Below are 22,849 nucleotides of genomic sequence, written 5' to 3'. Positions count from 1 at the left end.
TTTGTGACAATCAAATACGGAACGTAGGTCGGGTAAGCGGAGACTCCGTGGAAATATCAGAGCGCTTAGTAATAAAACTTCTGATTTTAGCGATTACTCTTGGGGTCTATTTTTTATTAAATACTATAATCCCAAATTTGGATTTCGAGAGTTTACAAAAGAGAGTAATACTGATAGTTGCAGTAACTTCAATTGGATTTTTTATCTTTGTAACTTTTAAATACGGAATGTAGGTTGGGTTAATAATCCCATAGGGCTTGTTGAGCCAACATTTCAAGCCAAACATGTTGAGTGGAAACCGCCGTAACGGAACTTGCCTCGATACGCTAAATGCCTAGATTATGAACGCCGTTCAACCAAACACTGAGAACAATGTGCTTTGCTATTGCAGCGGCACCACCGAGCAGCAAATCAAAGCCCTGCTAGCCGAGGGTATCGTCGATCCCGAAAGAATCTCCCGCATCACCGGCGCTGCGTCGGGATGCGGTGGTTGCGAGTTCGAATTGCAGCAACTTATATTCGATCATACTTAAGAAGCATAAGGTAATGGCCTGTTGCGATGATCCCACCGAACCGAAAAAACTCGATCGCCGCGACTTGATCCGCTTACAGGAACAATACGGCGAATTGGTAAGGGATTTGTTTACCGAAGATCCGGAAAAGGTCGTTCTGAAGCTGTTAAACGACGCCAATACTTATTTGACGGAGTTGGCGGCCTTGCATGCCCATCATCCCTCTGTGCGCTTAAGGGCTATTGAGTTATTGGCACAACCTAGTGCATCGGTGTTGCAACAAATTCTTCAAAAAGAGCCGGATTCCCCGTTCGGTATGGCCGCTCAAGCCCGGCTAACGCAATTGAGGTAGATCATTCGCATACAAACTTCGTTGAATAGCTTGATACTTGTGTTATCTCAACTACATTAGTGAAGCGCTCAACGTAGACTGATCAAATGCTTGGTAGCATGCTATCGCGCAGTTCGCGCATGACTTGTCATGATAACCTGCAACAAGATCAGTCACCTCTCCCATCTTAAAGTCTTAAGGATTTCATCATGAAATTGTCGACAGTTACAATTGCGGTGCTAATGTCTCTAGTATCCGGAAATTTATATGCAGACCAATATATATGCAAAAATATTAGTGGGACAATACAGCCGTCCACTGTTGACCCGGATTGCAATATTCTAAAATTCAGGGATCGCCAGTTTCCCGATGTAACTTTTTTGGGACCCCTACCTCCCGGCGCGCCACCAGTTTGCTTTATCGGCACCTTAACCGCCACATTAGGCAAAAACCTGAAGCTGACCGGAACGGCATTCTCCGGGCTGTTTGCAAATGGACTGGGTCAATTAACCGGAGCGTCGGCAATTAAATTGAGTGCCGGGCCGGTTGATCTGGGGCGGGTTTTTACTAAAGATCTGATTTTTAATCCTGAAGGTGCGACGACAGAATTATTAACAATGGTTGGCGGCAGCAAAACCTTTAAAGACGGTCGGGGACAATTTGAAATTACCGGCAACATTCTTTATGAGAGCGCGCCATTTACCGGCCAGTTGTGTGTAGAGGACGACTGATTCGGTTTGTACAACTTAGATAAATACGTTTCTAATATGTGTTTTTCGGCAGCTTATCGTTGACGAAAAACACACTTTTTTGCTGACGGAATGCGGCACTAATTTGCTGCAATAGTTACAGGAAATGCTTTTCGCTTCCCTGGACATAGCGGATGTTTAAACTTCAGCTGATATACTCGGCAATCCATATTTAGTTTCACCCGTTTAACGGTCGCTATTCCGATGATTGAACCCCAAAAAATCGACCCTACCCGAATCAAAAGCTTCATCCGCCGCCAAGGCCGCGCTACCGCCGGCCAAAAGCTGGCACTGGAAAGCCATTGGGATAAGTATTGCCTGTCGCCGCAAGCCAGTTTTGATGCCGAGCAAGCCTTTGGGCGTCAAGCACCGCTGATTGTCGAAATCGGTTTCGGCAACGGCGACAGTCTGGCGGCAATGGCGGAGGCCAATCCGGATTTGAATTATTTAGGTATCGAAGTGCATCGGCCCGGCGTCGGCCATTTGATGATGTTGCTGGAACAGCGCGGCATTAACAACGTGCGGATTTATCATCACGACGCCATCGAGATTCTGGAACAAAAAATCGCCGACCATAGCCTGGCCGGCGTGCATCTGTTCTTCCCCGATCCCTGGCAAAAGCGCCGCCATCACAAACGCCGCATCGTCCGTCCCAGTTTCGTGGAATTGCTGAACAAAAAATTGCTGGCCGGCGGCTATTTTCACGCCGCCACCGATTGGGAGCATTACGCCAAAGATATGCTGGGGATTTTGTCGGCCGGCACCGGTTTGCAAAACAGCAGCTCCAGCAACGATTTCTGCGAGCGGCCTATTTATCGGCCCTTAACCAAGTTCGAAAACCGTGGTTTGGGTTTGGGTCACGGGGTTTGGGATTTGATTTTTCGCAAGGTTTAGCGCTTCACCACATCAAGTCGTCCGGAATCTGAAATTCTGCATACGGATCGTCGGCGGCCGCCACATCCTGCGTCGCTTCGTTCAACACTACAATACTAGCTTTATCCCGCGCCTGCACTTTACGGGCAACTTCCGCCGGCACAATCTCGTAATGTCCGTCTATTTTGGCGATGCCGGCCCGGCCGTTGATCAAGGCCTCCCGCACTTTTTCAGCCACGTACAGGGTTTTGACTTTGTTGTCGTCGGTGAAGTTGTAAGCCAAGCCGTTTACGTCCTGAGCGATACGGTTCATGTCGACGATTTGCTTGATTTGCGCGGCCAGGGCTTTCTGTTCCTCGGCTAGCTTGCGTTGTCGGTTCAACTCACGGTCGCGTTCCGCTTGCTGTTGACGCAATTGTTCGGCACTGAGTTTGACCTCATCGACGATTTCGACGCCGTTATTGCGTTCCAGCTTGGTTTGTTTGCGTTTCTCGGCTTTGACTTGTTTGAGTTTGGCGTCGTTACTGAGGCCGGATTTAAGCAATTGTTCTTGCAGGGATAGGGTTTGCGGTTTTTTCATGGCTGGCCAGCGGTTTAGCAAGGTTAAAATTCCAGGTCAGCATAGCACAAAGCATTACTGGCCCAGCATCTTGCCGGTGGCGTACTGCCACCAGCTTAGCGGCTTGGTCAACGGCACATTGCAACGGTCGTAACCTTGATATTCGATGCCGCGAAAAATGTCTTCACGCAGCCATTGATAGGCGGCTGGTGCACTTTGTTGCAAGCGTTCCGGGATCAGGATGTATTGCGCCACCAACTCGGCGAGTTTTTCCTGCGTGGTACCGTCGTAACGGCCTTCGTTCACTTCACCCAGATATTCGAAGGCCTCAAACCATTTCGACGGCCACAACGCCAATTTTGCCTCAGCAATGATTTTCATGATGTCATCGTCGTTGGACATCTTGTGGTATTTGTAGAAAAAATACAGATCGTCCTGGCCGTTCCAGAAATGAAAATTATCGATGGTGTGGGCGATTTCATGCACGACGATGGGCAAGCGAAAATCCACCAGATATTGCACGCCGATGTCGCGATAGGTCCCGCCTTCCTTGCCTTTGTCGAAAGCCTTGACGGTAAACACGATAAGGTTCTGGCCGCTGAACACCTGGGCCACGGTTTGCGAACGAAAGCCTATGCCAGGTATCAACGTCAAAGGGTGGGTGTGATCCTGCCAGATGCTGTTTTTGTAGTCTTCTTGAAACGCATCGCGTATCAGCTCCTGCATCACCGTCGGTTTATCGGCAATTTCCTGTTCCAGATTGTCTACCGGTTTGGCTTTGCTGATACTTTGCCGTAAAAAGGCCGGGATTTTGCGAATGGCTTTTTCGAACAAGCGCAGATGGTCTGCGTTGAAGCGCCGCACTTCGTAGCGATAGTCATCGCTGTGTTTGACCACAGTTTTGGTGTCGTAGAACAAGGCCAATGCCCGCCAGGCGGCTTCACGATCGTCCCAATATTTTTCCAGTACGCAGAGTTCGCCGGCGGTATTGTTGGCGCAGTCTTCGCGGTAATCGGCCAAATCGTCGAGATGGTCCTGATTTTTATGATCGGTCAGGACCGCCACCGCCTGTTTACGCAGGCCGGGATGGTCGGCTTCGTAAAAACGGATGATGTCTGCCAGCGCTGCGGTGGGAGTAAATTGTTGCTGGCTGGTAGCGCAAACCAACTCGGTGTTTTGCGACAGCGGGAAAAAGCGGTTTTGAAACAGCGGCGCCGGTTCGGCGGCGTTGACAGCGCCAGCATATAACAGCAACCATCTTAAGCAAGCGCGCCGCAAAACGCTCAAACGGCGCAAGTTTTATTTATCCAGGCCCATGGCGTCCCACACTTTTTGAATGGCGCCTTCATCCTTGTAATTGGCTTGCGGCGCACCGGCCGGGTAATTCAAGGTGTAAATCCGTTCAGCATCGGCGGCCAATTCGTCCATACCCAGCTGCCGATAGCCGTCCTGCATGATTTGCAAGGCAAACGGCACCGCCGGCGTGCGTTGATATTCCTTGATGATGTGATTGGCACGATTTACAGCGGCGACATAGGCTTTACGGCGCATGTAAAAGTCGGCGACATGGACTTCGTACATTGCCATATTGTTACGGAGTGCGATCATCCGCAGTTTGGCGTCGGCGACGTACTGGCTGTTGGGGTAGCGCCGAATCAGCTCTTGAAAATTATCGTAAGAATCCTTGGCGGGGCCGGGATCACGCTGTGACGAGTCAGTGGGCAGGAAGCGATCAATAAAGCCGATGCCGCGGTTGTAATTGATCAGGCCTTTCAAGTAATAGGCATAATCTACATTTGGGTTACGCGGATGGATTTTAATGAAGCGGTCGGCGGCGGCCAAGCCCGCTTCCGGATCGTCGTTTTTATAGTAAGCGTACGCAACATTTAATTGCGCCTGAGCCGCGTAATCGCCGAACGGATACCTCGATTCCAGGGCTTCGTAGAGGGTGACGGCTTTTTGGTAGTTTTTATTATCCAGCGCTTCCTTGGCTTTTTCATGAAACATCTTGTCATCCCAGCCGGCGTACTCTTCCTCTTTGCCGGCGGAAGAATCCTTGCTCATAAAGGCGTCCAGGGTCTCGCAGCCTTGCAGCATCCAAGCCAGACTGGCGATAAAAACGGTTTTTACTAAAACTAATCGCATACGTTTATCAACACGTTGTAATATTGCGGGTTTTTTGCAGCTTTTGGCGGCGTTCTGGCCGCGAGTATAACTTAAAAACGACTATGACGATATTGACGGCAAGGGTTCCAGAGGAACTGGCGGGTATGCGACTGGACCAGTGTCTGGCCGAAGTGTTTCCGGATTATTCGCGCAGCAAACTGCAAACCTGGATCAAAGCCGGGCGGGTGTTGGTGGATGGCGAGATCATGAAAGGCCGCGAGAAATTGGATGGTGGCGAAGAAATCGAGCTGGATGCCGAAGCCGAGCGCGTCATCGAATACGCGCCTCAGGAAATCCCGCTAGACATTATTTATGAAGACGATTCTTTACTCATCGTCAACAAACCAGCCGGCTTGGTCGTGCATCCCGCGGTCGGCAACTGGGACGGCACTTTAGTCAATGCCTTGCTCAATCACGTACCCAGTTTGGATACTCTGCCGCGCGCCGGTATTGTGCATCGCATCGACAAAGACACCAGCGGTCTGTTGATGGTGGCCAAAACCTTACAGGCTCATAATAGCCTGGTCGAGCAACTCCAGGAGCGCAGCATTCACCGTGAATATCTGGCGCTGGTAAAAGGCTGGATGACAGCCGGCGGCACCGTGGACGAGCCTATCGGCCGCCATCCGGTGGACCGTAAACGCAATGCGGTGGTGCGTCGCGGCGGAAAAGAAGCGATTACCCATTACCGCCTGGAACAGCGCTTTAAGCGCCATACTCTGATTCGCGTGAAGCTGGAAACCGGCCGCACGCATCAGATTAGAGTGCATATGACGCACATCAATTACCCGCTAGTGGGTGATCAAGTTTACGGCGGTCGCTTTCAAATGCCCGCCGATTGCAGTCCGGCACTGGCCGACGCCTTGCGCAATTTCAAGCGTCAGGCCCTGCATGCCGCCAAACTGGGTTTAGAGCATCCGGAAACCGGCGAGTACTGTGAATGGGAGCAACCCATCCCCGAAGATATGAAAAACCTATTGCATCTGCTGGCCGAAAATGAATTGGATCAAGCCTGATTGGCCGCTGCCGGCGCATGTACACGCCGCAGTCACCTTGCGCACAGGGGGCGTCAGCACTGGCGCTTACGCCAGTTTGAATCCGGCCAGCCACGTCAACGACGACCCGCAGCACGTTAAAACCAACCGCTACATCATCAAGGATATGCTGCAACTGCCGTCCGAACCGGTCTGGCTACAGCAAGTGCACGGCACACGCGTGGTAAACGCCGACGAAACCGAGGGCCTGGTGGAAGCGGACGCCAGCTTTGCCGATCAATCCGGCACGGTGTGCGCGATACTGACGGCGGATTGTCTACCGGTACTGTTCTGTGGAGACGAGGGCGAAGTGGTCGCCGCCGCCCACGCCGGCTGGCGCGGCTTGCAGGCCGGCATCATCGCCGAAACCCTATACGCGATGAGTTGTCAGGATGTGCATGTTTGGCTGGGGCCGGCGATAGGCCCGGACAATTTCGAAGTCGGCGACGAGGTGCGGGACGCTTTCATTAAAGACAACCCGATTACCGCGGTGGCATTTCGTGCCAGGCAGTCGGGCAAATGGCTGGCCGATATTTACCGCTTGGCGCGCATTAAACTGGCTGAGCTCGGAGTGGAACAAGTGTACGGCGGCGACCTCTGTACCGTCGCTGATCCTCATCGTTTTTACTCGTACCGCCGTGATGGCGCAACCACTGGCCGCATGGCCAGCCTGATCTGGAGAGACTAATTTGACTGTGTTGTTGTCGATTATCTTGTTTACCGCACTGGGTGGTGTGCTTAGCGTGCTGGCTGCTGCGGTCTTTTTATTGCTGCCGGAACACAAGCAAAAGCATGTGCTGCCGCACGGCATCAGCTTTGCGATTGGGGCTTTATTGACCGGCGCATTTTGCGGCTTGATCCCGCACGCTTTCGAAGAAGTGCCGGTCGAGGATATGTCTAGCCTCTCAGCGACGATTCTAGCCGGCATCCTGCTATTTTTTGTGTTGGAAAAACTACTGGTGTGGCGGCACTGCCATTCTCACGCCTGCGAAGCCCACGGCGAAGAATCGCACGACCACCAGCATCACGACCACGGCCATAGTCATTCTGTCCAACCCGCCGGCCACCGCCCTGCCGGCATGTTTATCATCCTTGGCGACAGCATCCATAATTTTGTCGATGGTGTGCTGATCGGCGCGGCGTTTCTAACCGACGTGCAGTTGGGTATCGTCACCAGTCTAGCGGTGGCGGCGCACGAAATTCCACAAGAAGTCGGCGACTTCGCCATATTGCTGCACAGCGGCTACAAACGCGGCGAGGCCTTGCTTTACAACGTTCTTGCCAGCTTGAGCACGGTGGTTGGCGGCGTGTTGGCGTATTTCAGCCTGGGTGACCTACATCAGATCTTGCCTTACTTTTTAACCTTGGCGGCCTCCAGTTTTATTTATATCGCGGTTGCCGATTTGATCCCGTCTTTGCATCAGAAGACCGACATCAAAACCTCATTGCAACAGATTGGTTTTATTTTGGCTGGGGTGGTGTTGATTTTGGTGATGCAGAGCATAGCGCATCGGTTTGAAGGCAAAATTGACGAGGGTAGAGTGGAGCAAACAGGTATTGTTTGATCCAGGCTTTATAAGGTCACGATTCAGCTATCTCTTCGCCGTGCGGACAAAACTTAGACTGCCAGTGCCGTGACTTAGTAATCATAAGCGTCATCTCGCAATCGGCGGCTAATTTGATAAATGTTCTCGGTATCGAATACATTCGTATAAGCGGCGGCTTGCCCTTCATGCTTGATATTGCAGCGCCGTTCGCCTTTACGCTTTTCGAGTATGTCTGTCGATACCGGCTTTTGCGTTAAGCGTCTGTCGTTTTTGTGCGAACGAATAAAATATTCTCTGACTTCGACGATTTTATTTTTGAAGCGCTTGCCATGCAGTTTTTTGATGGCAAGTTTACCGGCTTTTTCATCGTCAATAAAAATACGGCCGTGAAACGACAGCACATTGGTCTTGATATTTTTAAGACAAAAGATGTCCGTTTTCAGAATATTGCCAAGCTTGAAGGGAAGTAACAGACAAAACTTGAGGGCGGGGGCGACAAAATCCCCCAACTCGCTTTCTTGCGTAATAGACGGGATATTTTTAATAATCAATATCATAAAGACGCTCTGGTAGTACTTAGCTGTATCCCACGGATGTTTAATAAGGTTTGGGCCAACACTCACTGCCCTTAATGCGGGAACCATGAAAATCAAGTTGCCGGACTGCCCCCCCTTGCCCGTAAGTTGATTGGCTTTGACCGTCTTGCTTGTCCTATATAGCGTCAACCAGTCGTTTTACTTTAGGTGCTGGAAACATAGTCCACGTTTCGGATAAATACAACTAATGTGACCTTTCCTTTTGGACAAACCACGTGCGCCGTTTTGCGATGCCTTGCCGCCCCCTTGTCTTGGGCTAAAGTCATCTTTGAACTTACCTATTGGAGCTAGAACGAAGCTAATGGTTCCGAGGCCGCGCTTTTATCCCGCCGATGAGCTGTTTGATATTTTTCCGCTTGCGATTTGGGGTTGTGTATAGGCGAGGCGTGTTTCGGCAACACACTACAATCCATTCAATTTGTCCCGCAAAGCCGCGCTGCCGCAAAAAATAAAATAAATTTTTTGCAGCTTATAATCCCCAGATAGTAGAAACGGCTTGAATAACTAATTGATTTTCCATAGAACGTATTCTGTTACTTGTCTCACAGCTATACAGGCTATCCGTTTCAATTTATATACAGATTAGTAGGTATTTAATAAGTCTTGCAAAGCCCGTTTTAATGGGTGTAAGGTTCGATATGACGGCATGAAAAACAAATTTAAGACTACAAAATAGCAACGGCTTGTGTAAAAAAGCAGCGTTATTGTAGTTAATTAGCAACGGATATTTGCCGGGGCTAAATATTATCTTTGTTCTATGTCGCGTTTAAAAATGACAGCGTAACAACTAGATGCGCGTCTATAAAAATAATGTCCTCACCATGAGATTAGTTATGTCCAAATTTCCAATCGATCTTGGCGCTTATCAGCGCATCAGCTTAGATCCAAAAAACCCAACCTTGACCGATGCACAACGTGCCAGCCTGAAAGCCAACATTCAGTTGTGCCGTGATGCGATTGTCTATTTCACAGCCAACGGTGCAGCTCGCGGTGTAGGCGGTCATACCGGCGGTCCATACGATACCGTGCCGGAAGTCATGATCATGGATGCACTATTCCATAGTTCCAATGATTTTGTGCCTGTCTTCTTTGATGAAGCCGGTCACCGTGTCGCCACCCAGTATTTGATGTCCACCCTGAACGGCGATTTACCGGCAGAACGCTTGATCGAATACCGTGCCGCGCATTCGCATTTGCCGGGCCACCCGGAATTGGATTTCACTCCCGGAGTGAAATTCAGCTCTGGTCGTTTGGGCCACATGTGGCCGTATGTCAACGGCGTAGCCATCGCCAACCCGGCCAAAACCGTTTTCTGCTTGGGTTCGGACGGCTCGCAACAGGAAGGTAACGACGCCGAAGCCGCGCGTCTGGCTGTGGCGCAAGGCCTGAACGTTAAACTGATCATCGACGACAACAACGTCACCATCGCCGGCCACCCATCCGAGTATTTGAAAGGCTGTAGCACCGCCAAAACCTTGGCCGGTCAAGGCGTCACTGTGCTGGAAGGCGACGGCGAAGATCTGGACGATTTGTACAAACGCATTATCACCGCCATTAACACTCCAGGTCCGGTTGCGGTCATCAACCACCGCCCGATGTGCCCTGGCATTGTCGGTTTGGAAGGCTCGACCCACGGTCACGACGTTGTGTCGGTGAAAGTGGCGCTGGAATATCTTGAATCGCACGGCCAACAAGCCGCTGCCGATGCGTTGCGCGAAGTCAAAGCACCGAAAAACGACGCGGTATTTTTGGGTTCCAGCGACAAATGGGATGCGAACCGCAACGTCTTCGGTGATGCTTGCGTTGAAGTGCTGGGACGCTTGAGCGAAGCGGAACGGGTTGCCAAAGTGCGGGTAGTGGACAGTGACTTGGAAGGCTCTTGCGGGCTGTTCAAGATCCATAAAGCCTTCCCGGAAGTGTTTATCTCCTCCGGCATCATGGAGCGTGGTAATTTCTCCGCTGCAGCCGGTTTTGGTATGGAAGCGGGCAAACAAGGTATTTTCGGCACCTTCAGCGCATTCTTGGAAATGCTGATGTCCGAAATCACCATGGCCAGGTTGAACAAATCCAACGTGCTGAGCCACTTCTCGCATTCCGGTATCGACGACATGGCCGACAACACCTGCCATTTCGGTTTGAACAACATGTTCGCCGATAACGGTTTGAGCGACGGCTACGAAACCAAACTGTATTTCCCTGCAGATCCCTTGCAAATGAAAGCGTGCGTGGAAAAAGTCTTCTTCGATCCGGGCTTGCGTTTTATCTTCTCCACCCGTTCCAAAGTGCCGACCATTCTGGATAGCAACGGCAACGAGTTCTTCGGCGGCGATTATAAATTCGTGCCCGGCAAAGACGAGGTCATTCGCGAAGGTACGGCGGGTTATATCGTCAGTTTCGGCGAAGCCTTGTATCGGGCCCTGGATGCCGTCGAACGTCTGAAACAACAAGGCGTCGATGTAGGCTTGATCAACAAACCGACCTTGAACGTCGTTGATGAAGACATGCTGGCCAAAATCGGCAAGTCACCGAAAGTGATGGTGGTTGAGTCCTTCAACCGCAAAACTGGTTTGGGCAGCCGCATGGGTACTTGGTTGCTGGAGCGTGGCTACACACCAAAATACGCTTATATTGCGACGCATAAAGAAGGTTGCGGCGGTTTGTGGGAGCAATTCCCGCATCAAGGTATTGACCCGGCTGGCATCATGGCCAGCTTTTTAAAGGGTTAATCCTCCCTCTCGACTTGGGGCGCAAGGAAGCGCCCATATTTTTCTGCTGCGGTTTGGGAGCAACAGCCATTTGAAATCAGCAATTGCCGCCAAGCAAATTCGCAGTAAAACACTCAGCTCTCACCGGGACCGAGCCATGCCGACATTCCTTATTTCTAAACAGCCGGACTCTAGGCATGCTGTGCTTGCCTATTCAATTACGGAGCAATCGCACTCAAGTTAAAGATTTCAATCAATCCCGACAAACAAAAACCGGATTCAAATCATTTCGACTGATTAACACAGTCCTACTCCAGGTAAACCATGCAAAAACGAATTATCGGTGACAGTCGGCTCGACACAGCCTGTTTAATGACAGAGCAGTTGAATTTAGATGCACTTGTTGACGTTGAAGTCTCGTCCGAGGATCAGGAGCACCCTATCGAAGCAGCGCTACTGCCTGGCTTTAGCGGCGGGTGGAGGGCCGGAATGCCGGGATCGCAAGTTATCCGGTTACTGTTTAAGCAGGCCCAGCCTGTGCAATGTATTCAACTGGATTTTTTGGAATCGGCTATAGCCAGAACACAAGAATACGTCCTTCGTATTTCTGCGGATAACGGACAGCCGTTGCGCGAAATCGTCCGCCAACAATGGCATTTTAATCCGCAAGGGTGCACAGCGGAGTCGGAACAACACGTTGTCGACTTGTCCGCGGTAAGTATTATCGAACTACATATCACTCCGGATATTAGCAACTCAAGCGCGTTTGCTTCGCTTGAAAAAATGCGTGTATTTTGAGTTTTCGCCGGTAATTTTTAGGTTTGAAAAAGCCTTGGGAAAACTTGATATACCCTATAAAACCTATTCGGCCAGCAGTTTATTTTTCTAAAGATTTAACCATGTCAGCGCCCACACACAATATCCATCAATTAACCAAAAATACTATTGCTTTAATTCTTGCCGGCGGACGCGGTTCGCGCTTAATGAATATGACGGATTGGCGCGCCAAGCCCGCCGTGCCTTTTGGCGGCAAGTTTCGGATTATCGATTTTCCGTTATCCAATTGCGTGAATTCCGGTATCCGTAAAATCGGCGTGATGACGCAATACAAAGCCGATTCGCTGATTCGGCATATCCAAAAAGGCTGGGGGTTCATGCGCGGCGAATTCGGCGAATATGTCGACATCATGCCGGCCCAACAACGTATAGACGAGACCTCCTGGTATAAAGGCACCGCCGACGCCGTCTTACAAAATATCGATATTCTGCGGGCCCGCCAACCCCAGCATATTTTAATTCTGGCCGGTGATCATATTTATAAAATGGATTATGCGGCCATGTTAATCGACCACGTCGAAAAAAATGCCGATTTAACCATAGGCTGTTTGGAAGTATCCTTAAAAGACGCCTCCGCTTTTGGCGTGATGGATGTGGATGCCAATCGCCGCGTTCGGGCCTTTGTCGAAAAACCGGCCAATCCACCCGTGATGCCGGGTAGAACCAACACCGCATTGGCCTCCATGGGTATTTATATCTTTAACGCCGATTTTTTATGGCAACAATTAATTAAAGACTCCCACACTGAAAATTCCACCAACGATTTTGGTAAAGATATTATTCCCGCCGTCATTGACGATCATATTGTTAATGCCTATCCCTTTTTGGATTTACAAAGCGGCCAACAAAGCTATTGGCGCGATGTCGGGACAATAGACGCCTATTGGGCTTCCAATTTGGAGCTAATCGGCGTCAAACCGGATTTGAATTTATACGATACGTCCTGGCCGATATGGACCTATCAAGAACAAACGCCGCCGGCTAAATTTGTGTTCGACGACAACGGCCGGCGCGGCCTAGCCGTGGATTCGATGATTGCCGGCGGCTCCATTATTTCCGGCGCAACCATTCAGCATTCCATGGTGTTCTCCAATGTCACAGTAAACGAATCAGCGCTTATCAAAGACAGCATTCTGTTGCCGCAAGTATGCATAGGCCAAAATTGCCGGATTACCAAAGCCATCGTTGAAAAAGGTTGCGAGGTGCCGGCAGGCACGGTGATTGGCGAGAATCTTGACGACGACAAAAACAGATTTTATGTCAGCGACGGCGGGGTAGTGCTGGTGACTGCCGAAATGTTGGGGCAAAAACTACATTACGTCAGGTAACAAAGTATGCAAAGCGCCCGTTTATCCGATTGAGTGACAACGGGCGCCTGGGGCCTTAGCCACCAAATAATTGATGATCGATCAAATCGCATAGACAATGCGAGATCAACAAATGCACTTCCTGAATGCGGGCGGTGGAATAAGACGGTACGCGGATTTCGATATCGGCTTCGTTCAGCGCGCCAGCCAATACACCGCCGTCTTTGCCGCTTAGCGCGATGACCGTCATGTCGCGGTCATGGGCAACCTTAACGGCTTTGATAATATTGCCGGAGTTACCGCTACTGGTGTAGACCAGCAAGATGTCGCCAGCCTGTCCTAGCGCGCGTAACTGCTTCGCAAAGATTTCGTCGTAATGGTAGTCGTTGGCGATAGAGGTGATGGTTGAGGTATCGGTGCTCAACGCAATCGCCGGCAAAGCGGGACGTTCCCGTTCGAATCGATTCAACATTTCCGAAGAAAAATGCTGCGCATCGCCCGCCGAACCGCCGTTGCCGCACGTCAGCACTTTTTTATCATTTACCAGCGCTTCGACGATTTTTTGCGAGGCGAACTCGATCAGCTCGCACAGGCTGGCCATCGCATCCTGTTTGGTTTGAATGCTGTCGGAAAAGTGGGCGATGATGCGGTCTTGTAAACTCATAGTACTCAGGTTTGAAAAGCGTTTTTGATCCATTCCAGACGGTTGTCGCCGGATACAGCAACTACGTCGAAGCGAATCGAGACGTTGCTCAGGTTGTTGATTATGACATAGTGTTGTGTGGCAGCGACGATGCGCGCCTGTTTTTGCCGAGTGATACTGGCTAGCGCACCGCCGAATTGCTCGGATTTTCGAAAGCGTACTTCCACAATCACCAGCGCCGCGCCGTCTTTCATCACCAAATCCAGCTCGCCCATTTTGCAGCGGAAGTTGCTGCACACCCATTCCAGGCCTTGCTTTTGCAAATAGGCCGAGGCTAATTGTTCGGCACTATCGCCCTTTTGCAAGTGGGCTGGCTTGGCTCTGCCGAATAACATACTATTCGACAAATCCCGAGGCGACCGGCACACCACCTTTAAATTGAGCACAAACCAGTTTTCGGGTAACGCGATTCTCGTTGTTTAAAGACAAGCGACCAGTTGCGCCGGCGTAAGACGATCCGGCCAACTGCGGTAATTGGCCGATGATGTTATAGGCATCTATGCCCAAAGCAACTAGTTTAACCTGGCTATCGCTGAGACTTTGCCAGGTATTCTGCACGGCTTGTTGGCTGAGCGCGCCAGTATAGGCGTCGGCAAACACCCAGGGCAGATCGCAGAAATTAATCTTACCTAATTCGCTGTCGCGAACCGGATTTTGCCGACCACTGTAGATATTCGGCATCGCATAAACCGATAATTCGCTACTTTGCGAGTACTTTAATTGCGGCGCCAACTCACGAGCCAATTCCGGGCTTGCACTAACGAACAAGGCCAATGATTGTTTCTGGCCGTTCACGCTGACGCTGGTGCTGAGTAAGCTTTTTACAATGGCTGCAAAATCGTGTTGTTTCGGATCGTAGCTCTCCACCCCAACCACAGCTCCGCCAACTGCTTGCCATGCCGACATTAGATAATGGCGCACGCGTTGGCCTTGGGTGGTGTCCGGTGTCAACAGCACGGCGTTCTGTTGGCCGTCACGCTTGGCTTTTTGCACCAATTGTTCCGCGTCGTCTATCGGACTGAGGCCGAATTGATACAGATTGGTTTTGCTTAGGTTTTCCACATGGTTCAGCGCTAGCACCGGCACGGTTAATTCGGCGGATTGAGCCAGGCTTTGGATCTGTTCCTTCACCAAAGGCCCTATTACCTGTTTGGCGCCGTCACTAACCGCTTGTCGATAGACATTGGCTATATCGTCTTTTTCGCTGTCGTAATACTTTAGCGGCATTTGCGGCGCGGCGCTGGCGGCCAGACGATGGGCTACCGTTAATCCTTCCCTGATAGCTTTAGCCGCGCTGGCATAAGAGCCCGAACTGGGCAACAGCACCGCAATCGTAGCTCCCGGGGCTGGCGGTTGCGCTGGCTGTTCCTGTTCTTGGGCCGCTTGCTGATTGACAGGAGGTGGATTCAGATAGGCTTGTAGATAATCGGCGTTGGCCGGATGACCGGGAAACATTTGCCGCCATTGCTGGATTTGTCCAGCTGTGTCGAAACCGGCCACGTTGCGTTGCTTAAGAATTTTAGCCAAGGCCATCCAGCCGCTCAGTTCGTCAACGATAGGTGACGGACCGCTAAGGGTTTCCAGAGGCAACACACTAAGCGCATCAAGGATGGCGATAATGTTTTGTTTTTGCTGATCGGGTTTTTGCAACAGTCGGCCCAATTTTAGGCGCGCCCTGACGCTGGGCAATACGTCGCCCAACAGAGCATGCACGAAGGCCACGGATTGGTAATACGCGATTTGATCGGCATCGGTCAGTATGGCGGGCCGCACACCCTCCAGCTTTTTCAAGGCTTGTTCCGCATCCCCCATACTCAACGCTACTTGAGCTTGGAGCAATTTATATTTGCTGAACAGCTCCGGTGGTAACTGTTCGGCGTTGATCTTATCCAAGGCTTTTTGCGCGGCTTGACTATCGCCGGCTTGCAGGCGGGTGTCGGCATCCAACAGATGCAGGCTGTTTTGATTATCGGCCATCCGGTAACTGCGCGGTGGTTCGGCTGGTTTGGTTTTCCGGGCGCTGGGTTGCGGGCGCACTTCCAATTGAGTCTTGTTTTTGACCGGTTGTTCGCTGCAAGCCGCTAGCAACAACAGGCCGAAAAACCAGCAGCTTAAAACACGACGCGGCATAATGACGGCAAATTTGCGATCAGACATAGCATAGGGCCTGAAGAATAAATGTACGGAAAATTATACGTGGTTGCCACGCCAATAGGTAATCTGGGCGATTTCAGCTTTCGGGCGGTGGACGTCTTAAAGCAGGTGGATTTGATTGCCGCCGAAGATACCCGCCACGTCAAGATGTTGCTGCAACATTACGGTATCAATAAGCCGCTGCAATCGCTGCATCAACATAATGAAGACCATGCTTCGCAAGGCCTGGTAGATAAAATTCGCGATGGCCAGTCGGTGGCCTTGGTGTCCGATGCCGGTACGCCGATGATCAGCGACCCCGGCTTTCCGCTGGTCAAATTGGCCAGGCGACAAGGTGTGGAGGTGTGTCCGATACCCGGCGCCTGTGCGCTGATCGCCGCCTTGTCTGTGGCGGGTTTGCCGACCAGCCGTTTCAGTTTCGAAGGTTTTTTGCCGCGCACCGGCTCGCCGCGGCGCCGCTTTTTCGAAAGTAAACTCGCTGATGTTTCCACATGGGCCTTTTACGAATCCAGCCACCGCATCCAGGCCGCGCTGGAAGACATGCTCACGGTATTTCCGGCCGAGCATCAAATCGTCGTGGCCCGCGAGATCACCAAATTGCATGAAACGATTGTCGGCGACGAACTGGCCAAAGTATTAGAAAAAGTACAGACCGACGAAAACATGCGCAAGGGTGAATTCGTAGTGTTGGTAGCTGGTCGCGAGCATGTTGAGCAAGATGATGAATTAACCGACGAGCAGCGGCGGATTTTGGGCATATTGCTCACAGAATGTTCTACCAAAACCGCCGCCGCACTGGCGGCAGAGATTACCGGCCAGCGCAAAAAAACCTTGTATCAGGCGGCTTTGGCGATGCAGGACAAGCAAGGCGGCTAAGTTTCGCCAACCTTGTGCCGCTCAAACCCGGACATCGATCCCGTTACTGGGTACACTGGCCGACTCCAATAACTTCAAGGCGTTCTGCCCTTGTTGCTCCTGCATTTCCTTGGCTTTAACCAGCATGGCCACTTCAACTTGCTGAGCGGTTTTTTGGGTGGACATTTGCGTCGCCAGTGCGGCGATGGAAGAGACGGAATCAAGCATGACGTGGCCTCGTCGGGTTGGTTTAGGAAAGCAGTCGCCTTAAGGCAACGTGCAGGCATGCTAGGTTATCGAACAGCAAGCCGATAACTTTAGAGTATTTACAAAAATAGCCGCATACCGGCAGTTTCAATAAACTTACCCGCGTCCTGCCGGGTCGTGGGGCGTAAACTATAATGTCCTACGGAGTCGGCTAGACCGGCGCCATTCAGAATCGGGCGGCGTCCAAAACGGTTCCAAATGAATCCACCTTCCGGCGCGGCGCACGAGATTGCTTCAGCCCCGGAAAACATTGGTATATTTTGCTGAAAACTGCGTTTGGCAGGGTATCCTGAAAGCGTTGCGGCAAACCGATCAAAGAATTTTATGACACATAAAGGCAAGATTCTCGCCGTTGACGACACCCCGGCGTCCTTAAAATTATTAACGGATATTCTGAAGGACGAAGGCTACGAAGTTCGCTCGGCGATCAGTGGGCAATTGGCGTTGAATTCCGCGTTGAAGAATCCACCGGAACTGGTGCTGTTGGACATTCGCATGCCGGAGATGGATGGCTTCGAAGTTTGTCGACAACTGAAGGCTAACCCGAATACTTGCGATGTGCCGGTCATCTTCGTCAGCGCGATCATGGATACCGACGAAAAAGTGCGCGGCTTTGACTTGGGCGCAGTGGATTTCGTCACCAAGCCCTATCAGCGCGACGAATTATTGGTTAGGGTGCGCACTCATTTGGAGTTTGACCGCCTGCGCAACCATCTGGAGGAACAGGTGGAAGAGCGAACCCGTAAACTCATGGAAAGCGAGAAAAAGTTGCGCGCCGGCATGCTGGATTTCGTCACGGCGATTGCGGCCACTATCGAAGCGCGCGACCCCTACACCGCTGGCCATCAGCGCCGCGTTGCCCACCTCGCCACCGCCATCGCTCGCGGCTTGCAATTGCCGGAAGAGCGGATAGAGGGGCTGACCTTGGCGAGCGTGGTACACGATATAGGCAAAATTCGGATTCCCGCCGAAATACTTTGCAAGCCCGGACGGCTGGACGATTTGGAATTCAGCCTGATCAAGCGACACGCCGAAACTGGCTACGACATCCTCAAATCCATCAATTTCCCCTGGCCAATCGCGCAAATCGTCTTGCAACATCACGAACGCCCCAACGGCAGTGGTTACCCGTGCGGCCTTAAAAAAGGAGAGATTTTACTGGAAGCGGAGATTCTGGCGGTTGCCGATGTGGTGGAAGCGATGAAGTCTCATCGCCCCTACCGCGCCGGTTTGGGCTTGGATGTCGCTTTACAGGAAATTTCCGACAATCGCGGTGTGTTGTATAACTCCGAGGTAGTCGAGATTTGTTTAAAGCTCTTTCGGGAACGGGATTACAGCCTGCCTGCTTGATCGGCTCCTTACGCGTTTAGCCGCGCGCTTTGGCGAATGGAAGGAATACGATGAGACCGTTTGCCCGAAACTACCTCAGGGCAGCCCGTAAACCACAACAGTCTTGTGAGTTCAGCTATGTCAGGTCAGCTTGATTTTCCAAACAATATCTCCAGGCGGCTGGTTGCCGGGGCGGTACTTCTTAATCTGTTGGTTATCGTCACCGTGGGATTTGCGCTGTATCGCAGCTTCGACAAATATCAACAGCGCGCCGAAATCACGACGCAGAACCTGGCCAAGGTTATCGCGCAAAACTTAGATAGCCTTATCGAAAAGGTCGACTTAGGCGTGTTGGTGGCTGTGGAGGAAATCCAGCGGCAACAGGCTTTGGGGAGCGTTGATGCCGAGGCGCTGTCGGTTTTTATGCAGCGCTTACAATCGCGTTTGCCATGGGTTATCGGGCTTAGGGCTACCGACGAGCAGGGTTGGCTAGTCTATGGCGTGGATGTGCCTAAAGATACGCGGCTCAGCATGGCGGATCGACTCTATTTTTCTAGTTTGCGCGATAATCCGGCGCTTGGGCTATTTATCAATAAACCGGTGATGTCTTATGTCAATAAGGTTTGGGTGCTTAATTTTGCGCGCCGCCTTAACCGTGCCGACGGCAGTTTTGCCGGCGTGGTTTTTGCCAATGTTTCATTGGATAACCTGGGAAAAGCGATTTCCAACGTTGATATTGGCAGTCGCGGGGCGATTAACCTGAGAGATGCGGACATGGGCTTGATCGTTCGTCATCCCGTCCATGCAGAGCCCGGCAGCGTGATTGGTGATAAAACCATTTCGCCGGAATTTCGCCGGATGCTCGCATCCGGACACACCTCGGGTGTCTTTCACACGCCTCTCAGCTTCGACAATACCGCCAGGGTGGTATCTTTCCGCAAACTGGACGCCTACCCGCTATGGGTGAGCGTCGGCCTGGCTAGGGACGATTTTCTGGCGGAGTGGTGGAATGAAGTCCTGGAAATGGCCGGACTGGTTCTTCTGTTTGCCTTGATTTCGGTTAGTAGCGCCCGGTTCATCGTCGGTGCGTGGCGAAAGCAATTGCAGGTTGCCGCCAAGTTGGCGGCCGAAGAGGAAAAGTTCCATACCGTCGCGGACTACACCTTCGACTGGGAATATTGGGAAGGCGACGATCAGCAGATTTTGTATATGACACCTTCCAGCTTACGGGTTACCGGTTATGCGGCCGAGGAGTTCATCGCCGATGCCGGGTTATTGCCGAGCATCATACATGCCGACGACCGGCACTTAATGACCGATCATCGCCACGATGTCGAGCATTTACGCCTCGCTGAAGTAGACTTTCGCATTGTCCGCCGCGATGGTGAAATACGCTGGATCTCGCATTGTTGCCAGGCCGTGTTCGGGGCGGACAATAACTACCGAGGCCGGCGCATCACTAATCGCGACATTACAGAACGCCACCTATTCGCCACTGAAATCAATCGGCTGGCGCAAGCGGCGGATCAGAATCCGACCGGCATCCAGATTACCGACCTTCAGGGCATATTGACCTATACCAACCACGCTTACACGCGCATTACCGGTTATACATTCGGCGAGGCTTACAAAATGACGCCTCGCGCATTATTGTCCAGTGAAATAACTGCCGACGAATACCAAGCCTGCCAGGCAAAATTGGCAGCAGGCAAACTATGGAAATCCTCGCTGACCAATCGCCACAAAAACGGCGAGTTGCGCTGGGAACAGATCACCGCGTCACCGATTTACGACGAAGCCTATCAGGTTTGCAATTATCTTTATTTACGCACGGACATCACCGAAGCCAAGCGAACGGAAGCGGCCTTATACAAGCTCAATCGCGAGTTGCGCGCTATCAGCAATTGCAATCAGGCCTTGCTGCGTAATGACGACGAACCAAGCCTGCTCAAAGAAATCTGCCGTATCGTCTGCGATGAGGCCGAATATCGCATGGCGTGGGTCGGCTACTTGGAAAATGGCTATCCCAAAACAATACGCCCGGTGGCCTGGGCCGGTTTTGAAGACGGCTACCTGGCAGCCACCGATCACAGTTGCGGAGATGTGGCGGGTGCACACAGTCCTGCGGCGGCCGCCATTTGCAGCGGCGAAAAAGTCTATGTTCAGGATGTCTGCACCGATACGCTGATGGCTTCGGCACGAGACGCCGCATTGCTACGCGGCTATCGCTCGGTTATTGCCTTGCCTTTGGCCGATCAAAACGCGGATATTTTCGGCGCGCTGACGATTTATTCAGCAGAACAAAACGCGATCACGGCAGCGGAGATTCGTTTGTTAGAGGAGTTGGCCGGAGATTTGGCCTTTGGCATTTCCGTGCTCCGCGATAAGGCTGAGCGCTTACGCACGGAGGAACATTTACGCGACTCGGAGGAGCGGTTGCGGTTGACATTGGAAGCCGCCCAGGTTGGGATTTGGGACTGGGATGTAAAAAACGACCAATGGTATGCTTCGCCGACCTATTACACGATGCTCGGTTATCCTGCTCGGACCGGCATGGCTGATCGGCGCGAATGGTTCGAAAGCGTTCATCCGGAAGATCAAGCGGAAGTCAGCGACAACATGAGCGGCGTGTTGTCCCCGGATTTCACGGAATATCAATATCAAGCGCGCATGCGCCACGCCGACGGTAATTATCGTTGGCAGTATGTGCGCGGTTTCGGTATTCAGCGCGATTCGGACGGTAAGGTCATTCGCATGCTGGGTATTCGCATGGACATCAATGATCGCAAGCAAAACGAGGAAGAATTACGGCGCTATAAAGAACACCTCGAAGATGAAATCCAGCAACGTACCGCCGACTTGATAGTAGCGCGCGATGCGGCAGAAGCGGCAAATAGGGCCAAGAGCGTATTCCTGGCCAATATGAGCCACGAATTGCGTACCCCGCTGAACGCAATTCTCGGTTTCTCGAAATTGATGCGGAAAAATCCCCAACTGTCGGACGAGCAAAGGCAAAACCTGGATATTATCAATCGTAGTGGCGAGCATTTATTGGCTTTGATTAACGATGTATTGGAAATGGCTAAAATCGAAGTAGGCCGTCTGCATCTGGAAAACGCGCCTTTCGATTTGGGCAATATGGTGCGCGATATTACCGATATGATGAGTGTCCGCGCCGCCGAAAAAGGCCTGAGGCTATTGATAGACCAGGCATCGCAGTTCCCGCGTTTCATTGTCGGCGACGAAGCCCGCTTGCGGCAAGTGCTGATTAATCTGGTGGGCAATGCCATTAAATTTACGCAGCAAGGCGGTGTTACCTTGCGCCTAGGCACCCGTAAAAATCGCATTTCGCATCTACAGATCGAGGTCGAAGATTCCGGTGCGGGGATCCCGGCGGCTGATCAGCAACGTATTTTCGAACCGTTCGTACAACTAGGCGAGCAAAGGGATAGCCAAGGCACCGGGTTGGGATTGACCATTACCCGCCAGTTTGTGGAACTGATGGGTGGTACGCTTACCTTGGAAAGCCACCCCGATCAAGGCGCTTTATTTAGAATAGATTTGCCGCTCGCTGAGGTGAATCAGGCGGATATTGCTGACCGCAGCTTCGATAAAGCAGAAGCCGGTGCCGTCATCGGCTTAGTTGAGGGGCAAAAAGATTACCGCATATTAGTCGTTGAAGATCAGCCTGAAAATCAGTTATTGCTAGCCAAGTTGATGGAATCGGTCGGGTTTTCCTGCAAGGTGGCCGGCAACGGTGCGGAAGGCATAGCGCTATTTCAAACCTGGCAACCGCACTTTATCTGGATGGATAGGCAAATGCCGGTAATGGACGGCTTGGAGGCTACGAAAAGAATCCGTGAATTGCCGGGCGGGCGGGAGGTCGTCATTGTTGCCGTCACAGCCTCGGCATTCCTGGAGCAGCGTAGCGAACTACTGGAAGCCGGTATGAACGACTTTGTGCGCAAGCCTTATCGCTTCAGCGAAATCTATGACTGTCTGGCTAAGCACTTGGGCGTGCGTTATGTCTACGAGGGCATTCCAGAACAAAACCGGCCAGTCGCGCTATTAACGCCGGATATGTTAACCGGCTTGCCGGCATCGGCACGCGAGGAATTGAAAAATGCACTGGAGAGTCTGGAGCCGGAACGTATAGCAAATGCGATAGCTCTAGCAACGCCGCAGGATCCTGAATTGCGCAAAACCCTGGCCTATTTGGCTGATAACTTTGACTATCCGGCCATTCTGAGGGCTTTGCCCAGCTGATTTTATCGTTCGCCGCTTTGCGTTGCGACGTTCCGGCAGTTGCGATTTGACTACCGCTA

21 protein-coding genes are annotated in these 22,849 nt (G+C 51.6%); 13 read left to right on the top strand and 8 right to left on the bottom strand.

Translation table 11 applies throughout. The features are described 5' to 3' along the window. Positions 1-341 precede the first annotated feature (341 nt). The 4 genes from G006_RS0114030 to trmB all read left to right on the top strand — a co-directional run bounded on the left by G006_RS0114030 (position 342) and on the right by trmB (position 2,486). Entirely contained in the window at positions 342-533 is a 192-nt protein-coding gene (locus tag G006_RS0114030; RefSeq protein ID WP_020483833.1) for a (2Fe-2S)-binding protein, read from the top strand. A gap of 13 nt (positions 534-546) precedes the next feature. Next, positions 547-864 (top strand): hypothetical protein, encoded by a 318-nt coding sequence (locus G006_RS0114025; RefSeq protein WP_020483832.1) that lies wholly within the window; start codon positions 547-549, stop codon positions 862-864. A gap of 188 nt (positions 865-1,052) precedes the next feature. Beyond that, positions 1,053-1,574 carry a hypothetical protein gene (locus G006_RS0114020; protein WP_020483831.1) on the top strand — a complete coding sequence of 174 codons (522 nt, stop codon included), beginning with the start codon at positions 1,053-1,055 and terminating at the stop codon, positions 1,572-1,574. Positions 1,575-1,796: 222 nt separating this feature from the next. After that, positions 1,797-2,486: a tRNA (guanosine(46)-N7)-methyltransferase TrmB gene (gene trmB / locus G006_RS0114015; protein WP_020483830.1), complete on the top strand. Its 690-nt coding sequence runs from the start codon at positions 1,797-1,799 to the stop codon at positions 2,484-2,486. 4 nt (positions 2,487-2,490) lie between these two features. Here the strand turns inward: trmB and G006_RS0114010 are convergent, their stop codons facing one another. The 3 genes from G006_RS0114010 to G006_RS0114000 are packed head-to-tail and all read right to left on the bottom strand — an operon-like array spanning position 2,491 to position 5,169. Further along, entirely contained in the window at positions 2,491-3,045 is a 555-nt protein-coding gene (locus G006_RS0114010) for a DUF2058 domain-containing protein (RefSeq protein WP_020483829.1), read from the bottom strand. A 54-nt stretch (positions 3,046-3,099) separates the two neighbouring features. Next, on the bottom strand, positions 3,100-4,278 hold the full coding sequence (locus G006_RS0114005; protein WP_235048859.1) for a hypothetical protein: 1,179 nt from the start codon (positions 4,276-4,278) through the stop codon (positions 3,100-3,102). Between the two features lie 45 nt (positions 4,279-4,323). Next, a complete protein-coding gene (locus G006_RS0114000) occupies positions 4,324-5,169 on the bottom strand; it encodes an outer membrane protein assembly factor BamD (RefSeq protein WP_020483827.1) in 846 nt (281 codons plus the stop codon). A gap of 83 nt (positions 5,170-5,252) precedes the next feature. Between G006_RS0114000 and rluD the strand changes: the two genes are divergently transcribed. From rluD to G006_RS0113985, 3 genes are read left to right on the top strand one after another with little or no spacing between them, the layout of a single operon-like run. After that, on the top strand, positions 5,253-6,206 hold the full coding sequence (gene rluD, locus G006_RS0113995; protein WP_026147059.1) for a 23S rRNA pseudouridine(1911/1915/1917) synthase RluD: 954 nt from the start codon (positions 5,253-5,255) through the stop codon (positions 6,204-6,206). Next, positions 6,187-6,912 carry a peptidoglycan editing factor PgeF gene (gene pgeF, locus G006_RS0113990; protein WP_020483825.1) on the top strand — a complete coding sequence of 242 codons (726 nt, stop codon included), beginning with the start codon at positions 6,187-6,189 and terminating at the stop codon, positions 6,910-6,912. The genes rluD and pgeF overlap by 20 nt, the downstream gene beginning before the upstream one ends. Before the next feature lies 1 nt (position 6,913). Next, entirely contained in the window at positions 6,914-7,789 is an 876-nt protein-coding gene (locus tag G006_RS0113985) for a ZIP family metal transporter (protein ID WP_020483824.1), read from the top strand. Between the two features lie 74 nt (positions 7,790-7,863). Here the strand turns inward: G006_RS0113985 and G006_RS25580 are convergent, their stop codons facing one another. Further along, the gene (locus G006_RS25580) at positions 7,864-8,496 is read right to left on the bottom strand and encodes a hypothetical protein (RefSeq protein WP_152428865.1); all 633 of its coding nucleotides are present in this window, start codon (positions 8,494-8,496) and stop codon (positions 7,864-7,866) included. Positions 8,497-9,200: 704 nt separating this feature from the next. Here G006_RS25580 and G006_RS0113975 point away from each other — a divergent pair. From G006_RS0113975 to glgC, 3 genes are all read left to right on the top strand, one after another. Then, a complete protein-coding gene (locus G006_RS0113975) occupies positions 9,201-11,093 on the top strand; it encodes a transketolase C-terminal domain-containing protein (protein ID WP_020483822.1) in 1,893 nt (630 codons plus the stop codon). A 303-nt stretch (positions 11,094-11,396) separates the two neighbouring features. Continuing rightward, complete coding sequence (locus G006_RS0113970; protein ID WP_020483821.1) at positions 11,397-11,870, top strand: hypothetical protein; 474 nt, start codon at positions 11,397-11,399, stop codon at positions 11,868-11,870. Between the two features lie 101 nt (positions 11,871-11,971). Beyond that, complete coding sequence (gene glgC / locus G006_RS0113965; protein ID WP_020483820.1) at positions 11,972-13,237, top strand: glucose-1-phosphate adenylyltransferase; 1,266 nt, start codon at positions 11,972-11,974, stop codon at positions 13,235-13,237. Positions 13,238-13,292: 55 nt separating this feature from the next. On the opposite strand, the gene G006_RS0113960 is transcribed toward glgC, so the two are convergent. From G006_RS0113960 to G006_RS0113950, 3 genes are read right to left on the bottom strand one after another with little or no spacing between them, the layout of a single operon-like run. Next, on the bottom strand, positions 13,293-13,880 hold the full coding sequence (locus G006_RS0113960; RefSeq protein ID WP_020483819.1) for a phosphoheptose isomerase: 588 nt from the start codon (positions 13,878-13,880) through the stop codon (positions 13,293-13,295). A gap of 5 nt (positions 13,881-13,885) precedes the next feature. Then, on the bottom strand, positions 13,886-14,254 hold the full coding sequence (locus G006_RS0113955; protein WP_020483818.1) for a YraN family protein: 369 nt from the start codon (positions 14,252-14,254) through the stop codon (positions 13,886-13,888). A gap of 1 nt (position 14,255) precedes the next feature. Then, positions 14,256-16,076 carry a penicillin-binding protein activator gene (locus tag G006_RS0113950; RefSeq protein WP_020483817.1) on the bottom strand — a complete coding sequence of 607 codons (1,821 nt, stop codon included), beginning with the start codon at positions 16,074-16,076 and terminating at the stop codon, positions 14,256-14,258. 21 nt (positions 16,077-16,097) lie between these two features. On the opposite strand from G006_RS0113950, the gene rsmI reads away from it, so the two are divergent. Beyond that, positions 16,098-16,949 carry a 16S rRNA (cytidine(1402)-2'-O)-methyltransferase gene (rsmI, locus tag G006_RS0113945; RefSeq protein ID WP_033193935.1) on the top strand — a complete coding sequence of 284 codons (852 nt, stop codon included), beginning with the start codon at positions 16,098-16,100 and terminating at the stop codon, positions 16,947-16,949. Positions 16,950-16,970: 21 nt separating this feature from the next. On the opposite strand, the gene G006_RS0113940 is transcribed toward rsmI, so the two are convergent. Next, positions 16,971-17,156: a YjfB family protein gene (locus G006_RS0113940; RefSeq protein WP_020483815.1), complete on the bottom strand. Its 186-nt coding sequence runs from the start codon at positions 17,154-17,156 to the stop codon at positions 16,971-16,973. Between the two features lie 363 nt (positions 17,157-17,519). On the opposite strand from G006_RS0113940, the gene G006_RS29175 reads away from it, so the two are divergent. Continuing rightward, positions 17,520-18,545 (top strand): HD domain-containing phosphohydrolase, encoded by a 1,026-nt coding sequence (locus G006_RS29175; protein WP_020483813.1) that lies wholly within the window; start codon positions 17,520-17,522, stop codon positions 18,543-18,545. Between the two features lie 117 nt (positions 18,546-18,662). Further along, positions 18,663-22,790, top strand: coding sequence for a PAS domain-containing protein (locus G006_RS27145; RefSeq protein WP_020483812.1), 4,128 nt, complete (start codon positions 18,663-18,665; stop codon positions 22,788-22,790). The last annotated feature ends 59 nt before the right edge of the window (positions 22,791-22,849 follow it).

Origin of the sequence: Methylomonas sp. MK1, assembly GCF_000365425.1 — a bacterium.
In the GTDB taxonomy this organism is placed as follows: domain Bacteria; phylum Pseudomonadota; class Gammaproteobacteria; order Methylococcales; family Methylomonadaceae; genus Methylomonas.
Note: the sequence above shows the minus strand (reverse complement) of the source record. Positions and strands in the feature narration are given on the sequence as shown.

Bases quoted from the DNA above. Each gene is read 5' to 3' on its own strand.
- G006_RS0114030 (WP_020483833.1), top strand. From the start codon at position 342: ATGAACGCCGTTCAACCAAACACTGAGAACAATGTGCTTTGCTATTGC.
- G006_RS0114025 (WP_020483832.1), top strand. From the start codon at position 547: ATGGCCTGTTGCGATGATCCCACCGAACCGAAAAAACTCGATCGCCGC.
- G006_RS0114020 (WP_020483831.1), top strand. From the start codon at position 1,053: ATGAAATTGTCGACAGTTACAATTGCGGTGCTAATGTCTCTAGTATCC.
- trmB (WP_020483830.1), top strand. From the start codon at position 1,797: ATGATTGAACCCCAAAAAATCGACCCTACCCGAATCAAAAGCTTCATC.
- G006_RS0114010 (WP_020483829.1), bottom strand. From the start codon at position 3,045: ATGAAAAAACCGCAAACCCTATCCCTGCAAGAACAATTGCTTAAATCC.
- G006_RS0114000 (WP_020483827.1), bottom strand. From the start codon at position 5,169: ATGCGATTAGTTTTAGTAAAAACCGTTTTTATCGCCAGTCTGGCTTGG.
- rluD (WP_026147059.1), top strand. From the start codon at position 5,253: ATGACGATATTGACGGCAAGGGTTCCAGAGGAACTGGCGGGTATGCGA.
- pgeF (WP_020483825.1), top strand. From the start codon at position 6,187: ATGAATTGGATCAAGCCTGATTGGCCGCTGCCGGCGCATGTACACGCC.
- G006_RS0113975 (WP_020483822.1), top strand. From the start codon at position 9,201: ATGTCCAAATTTCCAATCGATCTTGGCGCTTATCAGCGCATCAGCTTA.
- G006_RS0113970 (WP_020483821.1), top strand. From the start codon at position 11,397: ATGCAAAAACGAATTATCGGTGACAGTCGGCTCGACACAGCCTGTTTA.
- glgC (WP_020483820.1), top strand. From the start codon at position 11,972: ATGTCAGCGCCCACACACAATATCCATCAATTAACCAAAAATACTATT.
- G006_RS0113960 (WP_020483819.1), bottom strand. From the start codon at position 13,880: ATGAGTTTACAAGACCGCATCATCGCCCACTTTTCCGACAGCATTCAA.
- G006_RS0113955 (WP_020483818.1), bottom strand. From the start codon at position 14,254: ATGTTATTCGGCAGAGCCAAGCCAGCCCACTTGCAAAAGGGCGATAGT.
- G006_RS0113950 (WP_020483817.1), bottom strand. From the start codon at position 16,076: ATGTCTGATCGCAAATTTGCCGTCATTATGCCGCGTCGTGTTTTAAGC.
- rsmI (WP_033193935.1), top strand. From the start codon at position 16,098: ATGTACGGAAAATTATACGTGGTTGCCACGCCAATAGGTAATCTGGGC.
- G006_RS0113940 (WP_020483815.1), bottom strand. From the start codon at position 17,156: ATGCTTGATTCCGTCTCTTCCATCGCCGCACTGGCGACGCAAATGTCC.
- G006_RS29175 (WP_020483813.1), top strand. From the start codon at position 17,520: ATGACACATAAAGGCAAGATTCTCGCCGTTGACGACACCCCGGCGTCC.
- G006_RS27145 (WP_020483812.1), top strand. From the start codon at position 18,663: ATGTCAGGTCAGCTTGATTTTCCAAACAATATCTCCAGGCGGCTGGTT.